This window comes from Vibrio sp. T13N, assembly GCF_032970445.1.
GTDB lineage: Bacteria > Pseudomonadota > Gammaproteobacteria > Enterobacterales > Vibrionaceae > Vibrio > Vibrio diabolicus.
In genome coordinates, this window is sequence record NZ_JAWJYE010000003.1 from 366,213 (window position 1) to 380,848 (window position 14,636).

11 protein-coding genes are annotated in these 14,636 nt (G+C 45.4%); 5 read left to right on the forward strand and 6 right to left on the reverse strand.

All coding sequences use genetic code 11. The features are described from left to right. The first annotated feature begins 20 nt into the window (after nucleotides 1-20). Nucleotides 21-1,076, forward strand: a complete 1,056-nt coding sequence (locus R2S67_RS07055; protein WP_317342962.1) for a hybrid-cluster NAD(P)-dependent oxidoreductase — start codon at nucleotides 21-23, stop codon at nucleotides 1,074-1,076. Nucleotides 1,077-1,292: 216 nt separating this feature from the next. Here the strand turns inward: R2S67_RS07055 and R2S67_RS07060 are convergent, their stop codons facing one another. From R2S67_RS07060 to R2S67_RS07070, 3 genes are all read right to left on the reverse strand, one after another. Further along, entirely contained in the window at nucleotides 1,293-2,231 is a 939-nt protein-coding gene (locus R2S67_RS07060) for a class I SAM-dependent methyltransferase (protein WP_317342964.1), read from the reverse strand. Between the two features lie 31 nt (nucleotides 2,232-2,262). Then, on the reverse strand, nucleotides 2,263-2,955 hold the full coding sequence (locus R2S67_RS07065; RefSeq protein WP_226421794.1) for a TIGR01621 family pseudouridine synthase: 693 nt from the start codon (nucleotides 2,953-2,955) through the stop codon (nucleotides 2,263-2,265). Nucleotides 2,956-3,036: 81 nt separating this feature from the next. Then, nucleotides 3,037-4,407 (reverse strand): sodium-dependent transporter, encoded by a 1,371-nt coding sequence (locus R2S67_RS07070; RefSeq protein ID WP_043884644.1) that lies wholly within the window; start codon nucleotides 4,405-4,407, stop codon nucleotides 3,037-3,039. Between the two features lie 430 nt (nucleotides 4,408-4,837). Between R2S67_RS07070 and cls the strand changes: the two genes are divergently transcribed. From cls to R2S67_RS07090, 4 genes are all read left to right on the forward strand, one after another. After that, nucleotides 4,838-6,292 (forward strand): cardiolipin synthase, encoded by a 1,455-nt coding sequence (gene cls, locus R2S67_RS07075; RefSeq protein WP_005393277.1) that lies wholly within the window; start codon nucleotides 4,838-4,840, stop codon nucleotides 6,290-6,292. 241 nt (nucleotides 6,293-6,533) lie between these two features. Then, complete coding sequence (locus R2S67_RS07080) at nucleotides 6,534-7,742, forward strand: cystathionine beta-lyase (RefSeq protein ID WP_256898941.1); 1,209 nt, start codon at nucleotides 6,534-6,536, stop codon at nucleotides 7,740-7,742. 245 nt (nucleotides 7,743-7,987) lie between these two features. After that, on the forward strand, nucleotides 7,988-8,893 hold the full coding sequence (locus R2S67_RS07085; protein WP_257082602.1) for an esterase/lipase family protein: 906 nt from the start codon (nucleotides 7,988-7,990) through the stop codon (nucleotides 8,891-8,893). 12 nt (nucleotides 8,894-8,905) lie between these two features. Further along, nucleotides 8,906-9,766: a lipase secretion chaperone gene (locus tag R2S67_RS07090; RefSeq protein ID WP_317342966.1), complete on the forward strand. Its 861-nt coding sequence runs from the start codon at nucleotides 8,906-8,908 to the stop codon at nucleotides 9,764-9,766. A 25-nt stretch (nucleotides 9,767-9,791) separates the two neighbouring features. Here the strand turns inward: R2S67_RS07090 and R2S67_RS07095 are convergent, their stop codons facing one another. The 3 genes from R2S67_RS07095 to R2S67_RS07105 all read right to left on the reverse strand — a co-directional run bounded on the left by R2S67_RS07095 (nucleotide 9,792) and on the right by R2S67_RS07105 (nucleotide 14,635). After that, a complete protein-coding gene (locus R2S67_RS07095; protein WP_317342968.1) occupies nucleotides 9,792-10,358 on the reverse strand; it encodes a DNA-3-methyladenine glycosylase I in 567 nt (188 codons plus the stop codon). A gap of 72 nt (nucleotides 10,359-10,430) precedes the next feature. Continuing rightward, a complete protein-coding gene (gene vmeI / locus R2S67_RS07100; protein WP_317342970.1) occupies nucleotides 10,431-13,541 on the reverse strand; it encodes an efflux RND transporter permease subunit VmeI in 3,111 nt (1,036 codons plus the stop codon). Then, nucleotides 13,538-14,635, reverse strand: a complete 1,098-nt coding sequence (locus tag R2S67_RS07105; protein ID WP_074191125.1) for an efflux RND transporter periplasmic adaptor subunit — start codon at nucleotides 14,633-14,635, stop codon at nucleotides 13,538-13,540. Before R2S67_RS07105 ends, vmeI begins: the two co-directional genes overlap by 4 nt. Between the last annotated feature and the right edge of the window lies 1 nt (nucleotide 14,636).

The following is a 14,636-nucleotide window of genomic DNA, read 5'->3' on the forward strand; positions in this document are numbered from 1 at the left end:
CCACAACCAAAGAGATTGTTATGTTTTTTGAATGGCAAGGTAACCAACCCGTCACGCTCCGTTGCATCGACAAATACTTCGAAACACACGACACCGTCAGCATCAAATTGGCCGAACTAACCGAATCACTTCTGTTTCAGTTTAAGCCAGGCCAGTTTATTAACTTGGGCGTCGAAATTGATGGAAAAATGGAGTTTCGTGCCTATTCAATCAGCTCTATCAATGAAGACGATCACCTTCAACTCACCATCAAACGAGTATCTGGCGGTAAAGTATCGAACTACATCGTTGACTCGCTGCTGCTCGGTGATACCGTTCAAGCATTACCACCAGCAGGCGAATTTAACTGCATCGACCATCCACCCGTGTTACGTGATAGCGAAACAAAAGCCTTGCTTATCAGTGCAGGTTGCGGCGTCACGCCCGTATTTTCGATGGCAAAACACTGGCTGAGCAATCAAGATGAAAACGACAACGATGTGGACATCGCATTTCTTCATATCGCGCGCAGCCCCGAAGAGACGATTTACTACGATCAGCTAGAAACGTTCGACGCTGTGTATCCAAACTTCCATTTAAAGTTGTTGCTGAAAAACCGCGAAGGAACATCGCATCCACAAGGTCGTTTGAATGCCGACTGGCTTAAAGAGCTTGTTCCTGATTTCAAGCAACGCACCGTTTACCTGTGTGGCCCAAGCCAGTTTATGCAAGATGTTCACGGCTATTTGAATGACCTTGGTTTTGACATGACGAACTTCTACCAAGAGAGTTTTACGCCAGCGACTGGCGCAGAAACATCGCTCTCCGAGGAAGTTGTTCGTGTTTCTGTTCCTGACTTTGCTCAAAGCATCGATGCGCAAAAAGGTCAGGTACTGGCCGATGTGCTCGAAGGCGCAGGTTTACCATTAATCGTCGCTTGTCGAAGCGGGATTTGTGGCTCGTGCAAATGCAAGGTTCGTAAAGGCAGCGTCTCTTCCACCAGCCTAGAAACACTAACGCCAGAAGAAATTGAACAAGGCTATGTGCTCGCCTGCTCATCAACCATCGAAGCGGATCTTGAAGTGCAGATCGGTTAATGCTGCTGGTATCGATCTTTTATTGTTTCCCGTCATTCCGACGAGCCTGGGCGAGATCAGGAATCTAATATCAGCGTGTTAGGAATAACTCTCTCTGAGAATAGACTCTGAATCACACTCCTGTCTCGCTATTCAGATTGACAGGGTATCGCGGAAATGCCAGCCGTACTCAAACGGCTGGTATTATAGATAGGTACAACTTTCGTCTCGTCGTCATTACTTCTCGCTAAATAACAGCACTTTCAATGCTGCTTCGCTGTCTACGTCCATAAACTCAGGTGGGTTATCCAGACGCTCACGGAATGTCAACTCTGGCGCTTCTTCTTTCATGCTTTCAATCAAGAAGTCGCTTGTCACAGATGGTGAGTTCACACATGCCATCACTTGACCACCGTCTGCCAACAAATCCGGCAACCGACGTAAAATCTTTTTGTAATCTTTAGTAAGCGCAAAGCTGCCTTTCTGGAATGAAGGCGGATCGATAATGATCAAGTCATACTGACCAGATTTCTTAATCTTACCCCACGATTTAAAGATATCGTGCCCCATAAAGCTTACCTGGTTGATGTTATGACTATTTAGCTTGTGGTTCTCACGACCTTTAGACAACGACGCTTTCGCCATGTCGACGTTAACCACTTTATCTGCGCCACCCGCAATGGCAGCGACAGAAAAGCCACAGGTGTAAGCAAACAAGTTGAGCACGTTTTTATGCTTCGCATTTTCCCGTACCCAATCACGACCGTAGCGCATGTCCAAAAACAGACCGAAATTTTGGTTGCGGCCAATATCCAATTGGTATTTCAAACCGCTTTCTTCAACGACAGGGCGAGCGTCTAATTCACCGACAAGCATTTCTGAAGGCGCACCATCGGCATAACGGTGCTGAAGAACCATAGTGCGACCTTGCTTATCTGCCCACAGTTGTGATTGTGCCACCGCATTGAGGCCGTTTTTCAGCTCAGCGAGAAACGCGTCGTCGACTTCTTTAAACAAGTTGATGATCAACTGACCTTGTAACCAGTCACAGGTAATTTGCTCTAGGCCCTCAAAACGGCGGCCACGACCATGAAACAGTCGACGAATTTCATTCGGAGCTTGCGCGAGCTCGGTTTCTAGATGCTGAAAAAACAGCGGAAGTTGTGATGCTTGCATCGAGTTCTCTTATTAGTTTTCTTTGTGACGATTATTTGATCGTAGGCCAGTTCAGTCCCCAAGGGGAAAGCCAAGTATCCAAACCCTGAGAGACGATTTCACTGTGCCATTTGTTACCAAGCATTTTGTGTTCTCGTGGGTCGCAAACAAAGCGATATTGCTCATCTCGGTATTGGAAGCAAAGTGAAAATGCATGCAGATAACCGCGATCAGCCTCATTGCCTGCATTGTAAATCGGGTCGCCAACAATACCTGAGCCAACCGATTTTAATGCCACGCGGATTTGATGCGTTTTACCAGTGTGTGGCTTACATAAAAATAGGCGCTCTCCGGGCTCTGCCGCAAGAGAGAAAAACTGGGTAACGGCTGGGTTATTTTTGCTGTTGACCAGCTTCCATGATGAACGGCGCGAACGCTCCATATCACCAACGACCAAACCTTGTTTCTTTTTCGGCTTTTTAGAGCCAATCGCCAGATAGAACTTTTCCACTTGGCGGTCAGCGAAGGCTTGCGATAACGCACTGGCCGCTTTGGCGTTGCGTCCGAGGAGCAGAATACCCGATGTCATTTTATCCAAGCGATGGATAAGATAAAGCTGCTCATCACCACTCTGCTTAGCCACTTCTTGCAGCAGCATTGTGTCGCCATCGTCTTTATGAACAGAGACGTTGGGATGCTTATTGATGATCAGAAAATCGGGATGGGTATGTAGAATATCGAACATAAAAAACTGGCTCCACGTTTGGAGCCAGCAGTATACATAAGTTATCGGACAAAGCTATCGAGGCTTGCCCCAAGGCCTGAGCTAGAGCTTTCTAGAGAAAATACCAGCAAGACCAATGATTGCGATACCCAGCAGCATGATTTCACCTTTGCCACTGTCAAAGCCAGACTTAATCCCCATGAAGGCAACAATAGCGATCGCAACAGGAATCAAGTATTTAACTAGGTTGTACCACAATCCAAATAGCGGGAAGGATACTTCGCCGTCATTAGTGATCTCTTTTTCTAGCTCAGCACGGCTTAGGCGCCATCCTGCAAAGATACAAACCAACATACCACCAACCGCTAAGAAGATTTTGTCCGTTAGCAAGTCGAAGATATCAAAGGCACCGGTACCGAACAGCGTTGGCCCCATTCCACCTAACGATAGTGACGCAAAAATACATAATGCCGCCATAACTGCACTTGCAGACAGAACCGCGTTAGAGCGCTTCATGCCTTTCTCATCGATTAGGTAAGACACGACAACTTCCAATAGTGAGACTGAAGAAGTTAATGCAGCCACCGTCAAGCCGATGAAAAATAGCAACGCGAATAGCAACCCAATCACACCGCCCATTTCAGCAAATAGTTGAGGAACGACAACGAATACAAGACCTGGGCCTGCCGCAGGTTCCATACCGAAGGCAAACATAGCTGGGAACATAGCAACGCCAGCAAGAATCGCGACACCTGTATCCATCGCAGTAACCATACCGGTTGTTTGAACTAGGTTCTCTTTCTTCTTCAGGTAAGAACCGTACGTCATCATACAACCCATACCTAAGCTAAGTGAGAAGAACGCCTGCCCTAGTGCAGCAAGAACCACGTTGCTGTCGACTTTAGAAAAGTCCGGCATGAATAAGAACTCAAGGCCAGCCATTGCACCTGGCAGCATCAAGCCTTTAACAGAAACAACGATTAGGATTAAGAACAGAAGCGGCATCAGAACCTTACCGGCTTTCTCAATACCACCCGAAATCCCTTTCATCACAATCATGACGTTAAGGAACAGGTAAACACCCATCCACATTAAAGGTTGAATCGGATCTGAGATGAAACCGCCAAAGCTGTCGCCAATTGCTTCTGGCGCGCTGAGTAGACCACCGCCCACTTTAAAGATGTAGGCCAATGCCCAACCACCAACCACTGGGTAGAAGCCCATGATCAAAAGACCACTGAAGACTCCCATAACGCCAGTGAACGTCCAGCGTCGGTCAGTTGTTTTGAATGCACCTACGGCAGAAAGACCTGTCTTACGACCAATAGCGAACTCTGTCAGCATCACGCTAAAGCCGATAAAAATAACAAAGATAAGGTAGATAGCAACGAATGCACCGCCGCCACTCTCACCCGCTGTGTAAGGGAATTTCCATATATTGCCTAAACCGACAGCGGAACCCGCTGCTGCCATTACGAAGCCTAGTTTAGACCCCCACGTATCACGTGGTGCTGCTGTATTAGTTGTAGCCACGCTTTTTCTCCAAAATTAGTTTGTTGTGTATGCATAGAGATAGGCGTCTAAAAAGTTTATGTAAAAATTATTGTACACTTATAAAATAAGCATTCGACGCACTATGTCTAGAAAGTAAAGCAGCTCCCCTTTAAAATTGGAACCCCAAAAAAGTACATTTATCGCACAAATGTCGAGTTACGCAGGTTAAATGCTGCTTTTTTGTTCAAAAGTTAAAGAATGGCCTTATTTTTCACATTAAAATAACAGAATCAGCTGTTATGAAATTCGTTCCTCATATAAGGTCAATCCCACGTCTAAATGGGAAATCTATTCCCCCAACCCACTTTTATGCTTAATATCCTAGAAGGGCATATTACTCTGAGCGTATATGGACAAGTTTTATCACTTTCTTACTTTAGCTGGCATCGGGCTATATTGGTTACTGGTCGCAGGTGTGACCATTCGTGTCGTTTTAAAGCGCCGTGCAGTGAGCGTGTCTTTAGCTTGGCTAATGATCATTTATATCCTTCCCGTTCTGGGTGTCGCGTGTTATTTCCTCTTCGGTGAACTGAACTTAGGCAGAAAACGGGCCGAACGCGCAAAAGAGATGTTTACACCATTCGAGAAATGGTTCAGTCAGTTGAACGACTGTAACGCGCACAACCCAGAAACAATGGGAAGGCACATCTACCGAATTGATGAACTTTGTAACAACCGCCTTGGTCTTCCCGCATTGAGCGGTAATACATTGTCGCTGCAACAGTCACCTAATGAGATTTTGCATTCCATTATTGAAGACATCGAAAATGCGCAGAGCAGTATTCGAATGGTATTCTACATTTGGCATCCAGGTGGTTTGGCTGACTCTGTCGCTTCTGCACTTATCCAAGCGGCTAAACGCGGCGTAGATGTCAAACTATTGCTCGATTCAGCAGGTAGTCCACGTTTTTTCAGAAGTCCTTGGTATCGAATGATGCAGGATGCTGGAATTGAAGTTATTCAAGCGCTAGAAGTGAAGATGTGGCGTATTTTCTTACGTCGTCTTGATCTTCGCCAACATCGCAAGATCATCGTAATTGATGATGAAATTGCTTATACAGGTTCAATGAACTTGGTTGACCCGGCTTACTTCAAACAAAACAGTGGCGTCGGGCATTGGGTGGACATCATGGTTCGCATTACGGGACCAACGGTAAACGTATTGAGTGCTATCCACTGTTGGGATTGGGAAGTCGAAACTGGCGAACGTCATTTACCGAGACTACCTGAATGTAAGATCGATGAGAGTGAATTCCAACACCCTATTCAGGTTGTGCCTTCTGGCCCTGGTATGCCGGAATATCTGATCTATCAAGTATTAACATTGGCAATCAACCAAGCCAATCGCTCAGTACGAATCACAACGCCATATTTCGTGCCCAATGCAGACTTACTTGAAACGTTAAAGATGACAGCACAACGAGGCATTGATGTTGAACTCATTATTCCACATAAAAATGACTCGATGATGGTGCAATGGGCGTCACGCGCGTTTTATAGTGAGCTTTTGTGTGCAGGAGTCAAAATCTATGAGTTTTATGGTGGTTTGCTGCATACGAAATCCGTCGTAATTGACGACCAATTCTGTTTAGTTGGCACCGTAAACATGGATATGCGCAGCTTGTGGCTAAACTTCGAAGTTACCCTCGCCGTTGATGACGAAGAGTTCACCAAGCAAATGTCTTGGTTACAAGATAGCTATATTAAGCAATCTCACACTGTTGTATTGGAAGAATGGGAGAAAAGAAGCCTATTTTCTCGGTTCTTAGAGCGAGTATTCTATCTCTTCAATCCACTCCTCTAATACCTCAAATACACCCACTAAAAAAACCTCCAGTGCTTCAAACATCTTGCTGGAGGTTTGTTCTACTTACGTTTTTCACCTTAGCGATACGTTCTAAGCCTGCAACTCAACCTTTCAGCTTTGACGCCTTCACTCGATAATCTCGGCTATTATTGGGTGATAGTTGACTTTTCCCTTGCAAACGTTATGTCGTCCATGTTTTAAATAATCAAAATCGTAATATTTAAGACAGGGAACTTTTATGTCAGAGGGCAAAAAAACCAAGCTCATTACCGCTGGCCGCGATAAAAAGTGGACAAACGGTGTTGTAAACCCACCCGTTCAACGCGCTTCAACCGTGGTATTCAACACGGTTGCAGAGAAGAACCAAGCCACCATGAACCGCACCAATAAAACATTATTTTATGGTCGCCGTGGCACCAACACGCACTTCGCTTTTCAAGATGCAATGGTTGAGATTGAAGGTGGAGCAGGTTGTGCTCTTTACCCTTGTGGGACGGCAGCAATTTCAAACGCCATCCTCTCTTTCGTTGAAACTGGCGATCACATTCTAATGGTGGACACTTGTTACGAACCAACTCGTGACTTTTGTAACACCATCATGAAGAAGATGGGCATCGAAACTACCTATTATGACCCAATGATCGGTGAAGGTATCCGAGACTTAATTCAGCCGAATACCAAAGTCCTTTTCCTAGAATCTCCGGGGTCAGTCACAATGGAGGTGCAGGACGTACCAACATTGGCGCGCATTGCTCACGAGCACGATATTATTGTGATGCTTGACAACACATGGGGAGCTGGCGTGAACTTCTCACCATTTGAACATGGTGTCGATATTTCCATTCAAGCCGCCACCAAATACATAGTTGGTCACTCTGATGTAATGTTAGGTACAGCCGTAGCTTCCGAAAAATACTGGCCCCAACTGCGTGAACAAAGCTACTTGATGGGTCAGTGCGTTTCTCCTGACGACGCATACCTAGGCCTTCGTGGTATTCGCACGCTGGATGTTCGCCTAAGACAACACGCAGAAAGTAGCTTGAAAGTCGCCAAGTGGCTAGCTTCTCGTCCGGAAGTTGATCATGTCCGCCACCCAGCATTGGAATCGTGCCCTGGCCATGAGTTTTTCAAACGTGACTTCACTGGTGGAAACGGCTTGTTTTCATTTGTTCTCAAAACGTCTTATCCAAAAGCGACGACGGCTCTGCTTGACGGTATGAAACACTTCAGTATGGGTTATTCTTGGGGCGGGTATGAAAGCCTCATTCTAGCTAACGAACCAAAGAGCTTTAACAGCTTGAGAACCGTAGCGCACCCACACTTTGAGGGCACTTTAGTTCGTATTCATATTGGCTTAGAAGACGTGGATGACTTGATCGCCGATCTAGAGGCTGGTTTTGCACGCTATAACGCGTTAATTTTAGAAAAAGAAGTCTCTCTAAAATAGTAATTGAATCGCCCTGCTTCGCGGGGCGTCTTTATAACTCGCTGACTTAATTAGAATTACCTAACATTCCCACCACCCATTCGTTAATGTTAATCATTTGTGTTGTTTTTCAATTGAGCAGTCACAGAATGAAATAATGCGCCACAAATAGGCTTTCCAAATTTAGAGTTTCTCTCCTACTTTTTATCATTCATAAGAGGTCATACCACAAGGAGGTAGTTTTGAAACTCAAATTCATAGCACTAATGCTTTTTACCTTAATTACCGTCCCAATAACCTCCGTACACGCCGCAACGGGTTATACCCAAACCAAGTATCCGATTGTTCTGGTTCATGGATTATTTGGTTTTGATACCCTCGCAGGCGTAGATTACTTTTTCGGAATACCACATTCCTTAACGAAAGACGGCGCTAAAGTTTATGTAGCGCAGGTATCCGCGACCAACAGCAGCGAAGTTAGAGGGGAGCAACTGCTTGCTCAAGTAGAAACCTTACTAGCAGCAACAGGCGCAGAGAAAGTCAATCTCATTGGTCACAGTCATGGTGGTCCAACAACGCGCTATGTTGCCTCTGTCCGTCCTGACCTAGTCGCATCAGTTACGAGTATCGGTGGCGTTAATAAAGGGTCTAAAGTGGCAGATTTAGTTCGTGGCACCGTATCTGAGGGTTCTGGTAGTGAGCTGCTCGCGGTAAAACTGGCGCAAGGCTTAACCACTCTTATTAATCTTCTATCAGGCGGTTCTGATCTCGACCAAGACCCTTTGGCCTCATTAGCAGCCTTGACCACGGAAGGATCATTGGCGTTTAACCAGCACTACCCAGAGGGAGTGCCTACTAGCGAATGTGGTAATGGCGACTTACTAGCTTCAAATGGCGTTTATTACTACTCATGGACCGGATCATCCACTTTTACAAACGTTTTCGATCCGACTGACGCTGCCATGATGGTACTTGGCTTAGCCTTTGATGGGCCAAATGATGGATTAGTTGGTGCATGCAGCACACATTTAGGCAAAGTCATACGTGATGATTATCAAATGAACCATTTGGATGAAATTAACGGTCTACTCGGTATTCATCATCTTTTTGAAACCGATCCAGTCACGCTTTATCGCCAACATGCAAATCGTCTCAAACTTCAAGGTTTATAAGAGGTCATCACAATGAAGAAAGTCGCTCTCACCACTTTTATCCTGCTCTCGATATTTGGCGTGGGAGCGCTTTCTCTGTTGCAAAGCGACAAACAACAAGAGATAGCCTCTAACCATTCGCAATCTCAGCAAGATATAGCCGCCGATGTCTCTTCCCCAAAAGACTTCTTCGAATATTCTCTTAGCCGGCTGGGCGAAGAAGATCTCGATACGATCAAAGCGGAAGTCAATGATGACACTTTAGCAAAGCAAACACTGAATATTGATGCTCAACTTTTTCAGACCTACCTTTCCTACAAGCAAGCACTCTCTGCATTAGAGCCTTTTGAGCACAACCACCTAACGCTTGAACAGTTAACCATGCTGAATGAAGCAATACTGAACTTACAGCTTCAATACTTTAGCGAGGTCCAGATAGCTCAATTGTTTGACGAAGAAAACCGACTTCGCCAACTTGCATTGGAAAAGCTGACGATTAAAAAACAGGCATCGGATATCGAGAGTCAAACACACCTTCTCAATCAAGCGCTATCAGAACAACCAGATTATATCCGAGAAAGTGAACGCAATAACGCATTAGCGGAGCAACTCGAGCAAGCTTCTCAGCTTGATTCACAAGATAAGTACATCGCCCGTGTTGCACTGGTGGGAGACGCTGGAGCGCAAAGGCTGCAAAAGCTTGATGAGCAAAGAGCATCATTTGAGACTCAACTCGCCACTTACTTAAAACAGCGTCAAGAGATTCTGAATAGGGATTTTCTAGGGCAAGACGAAAAACAGGCAGAAATCATTGCTTTAAGAAAGCAAAGCTTCGATGCCACTCAATGGCGTCGAATCGAAGCTTTGGAACGTATTCATGATAGCCAGAACTAACAACATAAACTTAATAAGCCAAACGTTACTTATTCTGCTTTTTAGGACATCCAACGATATGGTCATCCACCATGCCGACGGCTTGCATGAAAGCATAACAGATGGTTTCACCGACAAACTTGAAGCCTTTCTTTTTTAGGAACTTACTCATGGCTTTGGATTGCTCTGTCGAAGCTGGTACGTCACTCATATGCTGCCATTGATTGACGATTGGTTCGCCGTCCACGAACTGCCACAACGCGTCTGATAAACTTCCGTATTCAGCAATTAACGCTTTGGCCGCTTTGGCATTACTGAAAACCGAGTTAATCTTTCCGCGATGCCTTACAACATCGAAGTTTTCCACGATGTATTCAGCGCGTTCTTCATTTCTTTGTTCCAACGCATCTAGGTCGTAGTTCTCGAACGCTTCTCTATACCCTTCGCGCTTTTTAAGAATGGTAATCCAACTAAGCCCAGCTTGCGCACCTTCCAACGTAATAAATTCAAACAGGGTTTGGTCGTCATATACTGGCACGCCCCACTCGGAATCATGATATTCGCGCTCCAATGTGTGATTCATCGCCCACGCACACGTTTTTTGTTCTGTCATTATTCTTCCTTAAAAAGCGCCTCTAACTGATGAGCTAGAGGCGCGATACTTTTCATCGTTATATCAGTAGCACTAAGCCTGTTTCGGTACTGCCACTTTATGGAATAAACGATACAACACTGGCACGACAATCAGTGTCAGGACTGTCGCAAAGCCCAAACCAAACATAATCGTAACCGCCATTGGTTTGAAGAAAATATCTGGTAATAGTGGGATCATACCAAGGATCGTCGTGATTGCAGCCATACACACAGGACGAACACGGCTTACCGCAGCATCAACGACCGCATCATAAGCCTCTTTACCCGATTTCATTTCTATTTCAATTTGGTCCAGTAATACGATGCCATTTTTGAGCACCATTCCCGATAAGCTTAAGAAGCCGAGCAATGCCATAAAACCAAACGGCGTGTTGAGTGCCAACAAACCAGTGGTGACACCAATTAACGCCAGCGGCACGGTAAGCCAAACAATGAGTGGCTCTTTGATAGAGTTAAATAGGAATACAGTGATCAAGAACATGAACAAGTACCCCATTGGCATGGTAGTAAACAGCGACTCTTGAGCATCACCTGAAGATTCGTATTCACCACCCCACTCTAGTGAATAGCCAGGAGGCATTTGAATCGCTTCGATTTGGGGCTGTAAACGTTTTTGCAACGTCGATGCGGTTTCTTCACCTAGAAGATCAGGGTCTGCCATCACAGTGAGCATACGCTTACGGTTCTTACGTACGATGATAGGATCCTCCCAACGCATGTCGTAACCCATTGTGACTTGTTGAAGTGGGATAAACTCACTCTGTGCTGGACTCCATATTTTCATGCCTTCAATGTTACGAATATCAATGCGTTCATCTTCAGGTAAACGAGCCACGATAGGCATGAGCGTCGTGCCGTCTCGGTAAAGGCCTATCGTCATTCCAGAGAATGACATGGACAAGAAGTCATCGACATCTGATTTTGTAATGCCATAGCGACGTGCCTGACTCTCATTAAACTGAGGTTCAAGAACTTGGGTTCGTTCACGCCAATCATGCCTGATATTTGTTGCCTGAGGGTCGGCGTACATGATGTCCTTGACCTGAGCGGCTATCGTACGAAGGACGGTTGGATCAGAGCCAATAATGCGCGCTTCAATTTTTGCACCACCACCAGGGCCTAACTCAATCTGTTTGAGCTTGTAATTGATTTCTGGGTAGTTAGCTTTTAAATACTCTCGAAACTTCGCCATTAATGGTTTTAACGCTTCGTAATTTTCCATACGAGTGGTTATCTCACCATAAGCCGCATAACTTTTCTCTGGCGCGTACGTTAGCATAAAGCGCTGTAAGCCTTTACCTGCAGTCGTCGTGATATGGTCGACATGCTCTTGCTTAGCTAACCAACTTTCTAGCTCTTTAAGCGTTGTGTTGGTGGCACGAATATCAGTTCCTTCCGGCATCCATACATCTAACTGAAAAATAGGCGTTGTCGACGATGGGAAAAACGCTTGCTTCACAAAGGTGAACCCATAAACACTTGCCGCTAATCCCGCAATCAGCACCACAACGGTAAACCAAGCACGACGCATACAAAACTGAAGAAACTTTTTATAAATAACGAAAATAACCCCGTTATATGGATCATTTTCTTCCCCTTCACCTTGTTTAATCTTCTGGCCTTTAAAGAAGATGTCAGCAAAGAATGGTGTCAACGAGATAGCGGTAAACCAACTCAACATCAATGAGATCAGAAGAACCGTAAACAAAGTGCCACAGTATTCACCCGTCGAGTCTTCAGACAGTCCAATGGGCGCAAATGCAGTTACCGCGATCACAGTTGCCCCAAGTAATGGCCACTTGGTTTGGGTAACAATGTCAGTCGCTGCTTGGAGTCGAGTTCGTCCTTTTTGAGTACCAATCAAAATCCCTTCAACCACGACGATTGCATTGTCCACCAACATACCTAACGCGATAACCAAGGCACCTAATGAAATCCGCTGCAAATCTATCGCGAGATACTTCATGAAAATGAACGTACCCAACACCGTCAGCAGTAAAATTAAACCGATAAGCAGACCTGAACGTAGCCCCATAAAGAACAGAAGTACGATAATGACGATACCGACAGCTTGAGCCAAGCTGACAACAAAACCGCTAACCGATTTATCCACTTCTTTAGGCTGACTGTAAATTTCCGAGATTTCGATACCAACAGGTTGTTGGTACTTTAGCTCTGCAAGGCGATGATCAAACGCTTTTCCGACTTCAACGACATTGACGCCTTCAGCAAAAGAAACACCCACGTTCAGTGCGAGGCTGCCGTTAAAATTAATAATATTATTCGGGACTTCTACATAACCACGTTTTATTTCCGCTACATCTTTCAAGAAGATGAGCCCCTGAGCACCCGACTCAGTAATCAACAAATCGCCTAGCTCATCCACACTCTGGAATTCGCCAGTCGGCTGAATTCTGATGTACTCGTCACCAATTCTGATCGCCCCTGCGTCAGAAACCACGTTTTGCGTCGAGAGAAGATTAAAGACCGTATCGGGAGAAAGTCCTATACTGCTCAGCTTTTTCATCGATACTTCGATGAAAACTTGTTCTTGCTGTTGCCCGGATACCGAAACTTTACTCACGCCATCAACCAGTTCGAGCTCTCGGCGTAAGTAATCGACGTAATCCAGTAGCTCTTTATAGCTATAACCGTCGCCAGTCACCGCTAACAAAATCCCGTAAACATCACCAAAATCATCGATCACTTGAGGTTCATTCACACCCGGAGGCAACGTCCCTTTAAGGTCATTCACTTTACGGCGTAACTCATCCCAGATTTGTGGCAGATCATCAGGGCCATAATTGTTCTTCATCGTGACCGTGATTTGCGATAATCCTCGGCTGGAAATCGAATTCACTTCATCAACATAAGTAAGCTGCTGAATCGCTTTTTCGATCGGATAAGTCACTTCTTCTTCGACTTGTTGCGGCGTCGCACCAGGATAAGAGGTCACCACCATGGCATCTTTGATGGTAAAAGCAGGGTCTTCAAGACGCCCTAACCCAAAGAATGCAGCGATACCACCAATCAAAAAGATCAGTGCGACCATCCAGCTGATGACACGATTTCGGATGAAGTACGCAGCAATACCGGTCACATCATCATCACTTTGAGGCACTGATTTATTAAGATCGCTCATAGACCGGCCTCCTGCGTAGCCATTTCCTGTATCACTTCCACTTTCATGCCATCCCTTAACCGAGAAACACCGGCAATCACAACTTTGTCTTTCAGCATGAGACCATCAAGGATTTGAATGGATGTTTTAGATGCTTTACCTGCTCGAACCTGTCTGCGCGATACCGTATTGTCATCATTCAGTACCCAAACAAATTTGTTTTCCCGCCCCAGCTCGTCACCGTCCGCATTGAAAATGGCTTCAATAGGAACATTAATTCCTAAATTGAGATCCAAGCCAACGTTCTTATCTTTGGAGGTCACCTCAACTGCCATCCCATCTAGGATGTATTCTTCTTCCGGCATAGGAAGCGATAATGTGACGGTAAACGTGCCTGTGGTTGGGTCTGGCTCAGTCGTAAATTCTTTCACGGTCGCGTTGTACTCGTTACCACTAGGGACGCGCACCAATGCTTTTATCGCGGTAAGTCTTTCTTCCGTTGGCGGTTGGTTCACATAGAGCCGGTCTGGAAGTTGAATCAGCACCTCTACTCGCTCCAAACTATGAATATTGACGATATGCTGTCCGACTTGGACATTTTCGAATTGCTCGATATTAACTCGCGAAATGATCCCATCCACAGGCGCTTTTAAGGTAGTAAATGATAAACGGAGTTTCGCTAACTTAAGCTCAGCCAGAGCGATTTGTCGTTGTGCTGCAATTTCATCAAACTGAGACTTAGCTAATAGGCCTTTATCAACCAAAGGACGTGAACGGCGATACTGACTGTCAACAACAGAAAAACGCGCACTCGCATTATCTACATCCAACTCATAGTCCGTAGGGTCCAACGTTGCGATAACATCACCCTTCGTGACTTTATCGCCCTCTTTTACCATGATGCGGCTGACTTCTCCTGCCACTCTGAAACTCAAATGAGAGCGATCCGCTGCATTCGCAACCGCAGGGAAATATAAGTTGTCATCCACCCGATTTCCCGCTAATGAGGTAACTCTTACACGCGGTGTCTCAAGAGCTTTTTCTGGTGCCTTATCGCCACAACCAACTAGAAGAAACGTTGAAAATAATGCCGCTAGAGAGATGATTCCTTTCATA

Coding starts and splice junctions, on each gene's coding strand:
- R2S67_RS07055 (WP_317342962.1), top strand. CDS start 21: ATGTTTTTTGAATGGCAAGGTAACCAACCCGTCACGCTCCGTTGCATC.
- R2S67_RS07060 (WP_317342964.1), bottom strand. CDS start 2,231: ATGCAAGCATCACAACTTCCGCTGTTTTTTCAGCATCTAGAAACCGAG.
- R2S67_RS07065 (WP_226421794.1), bottom strand. CDS start 2,955: ATGTTCGATATTCTACATACCCATCCCGATTTTCTGATCATCAATAAG.
- R2S67_RS07070 (WP_043884644.1), bottom strand. CDS start 4,407: ATGGCAGCAGCGGGTTCCGCTGTCGGTTTAGGCAATATATGGAAATTC.
- cls (WP_005393277.1), top strand. CDS start 4,838: ATGGACAAGTTTTATCACTTTCTTACTTTAGCTGGCATCGGGCTATAT.
- R2S67_RS07080 (WP_256898941.1), top strand. CDS start 6,534: ATGTCAGAGGGCAAAAAAACCAAGCTCATTACCGCTGGCCGCGATAAA.
- R2S67_RS07085 (WP_257082602.1), top strand. CDS start 7,988: ATGCTTTTTACCTTAATTACCGTCCCAATAACCTCCGTACACGCCGCA.
- R2S67_RS07090 (WP_317342966.1), top strand. CDS start 8,906: ATGAAGAAAGTCGCTCTCACCACTTTTATCCTGCTCTCGATATTTGGC.
- R2S67_RS07095 (WP_317342968.1), bottom strand. CDS start 10,358: ATGACAGAACAAAAAACGTGTGCGTGGGCGATGAATCACACATTGGAG.
- vmeI (WP_317342970.1), bottom strand. CDS start 13,541: ATGAGCGATCTTAATAAATCAGTGCCTCAAAGTGATGATGATGTGACC.
- R2S67_RS07105 (WP_074191125.1), bottom strand. CDS start 14,635: ATGAAAGGAATCATCTCTCTAGCGGCATTATTTTCAACGTTTCTTCTA.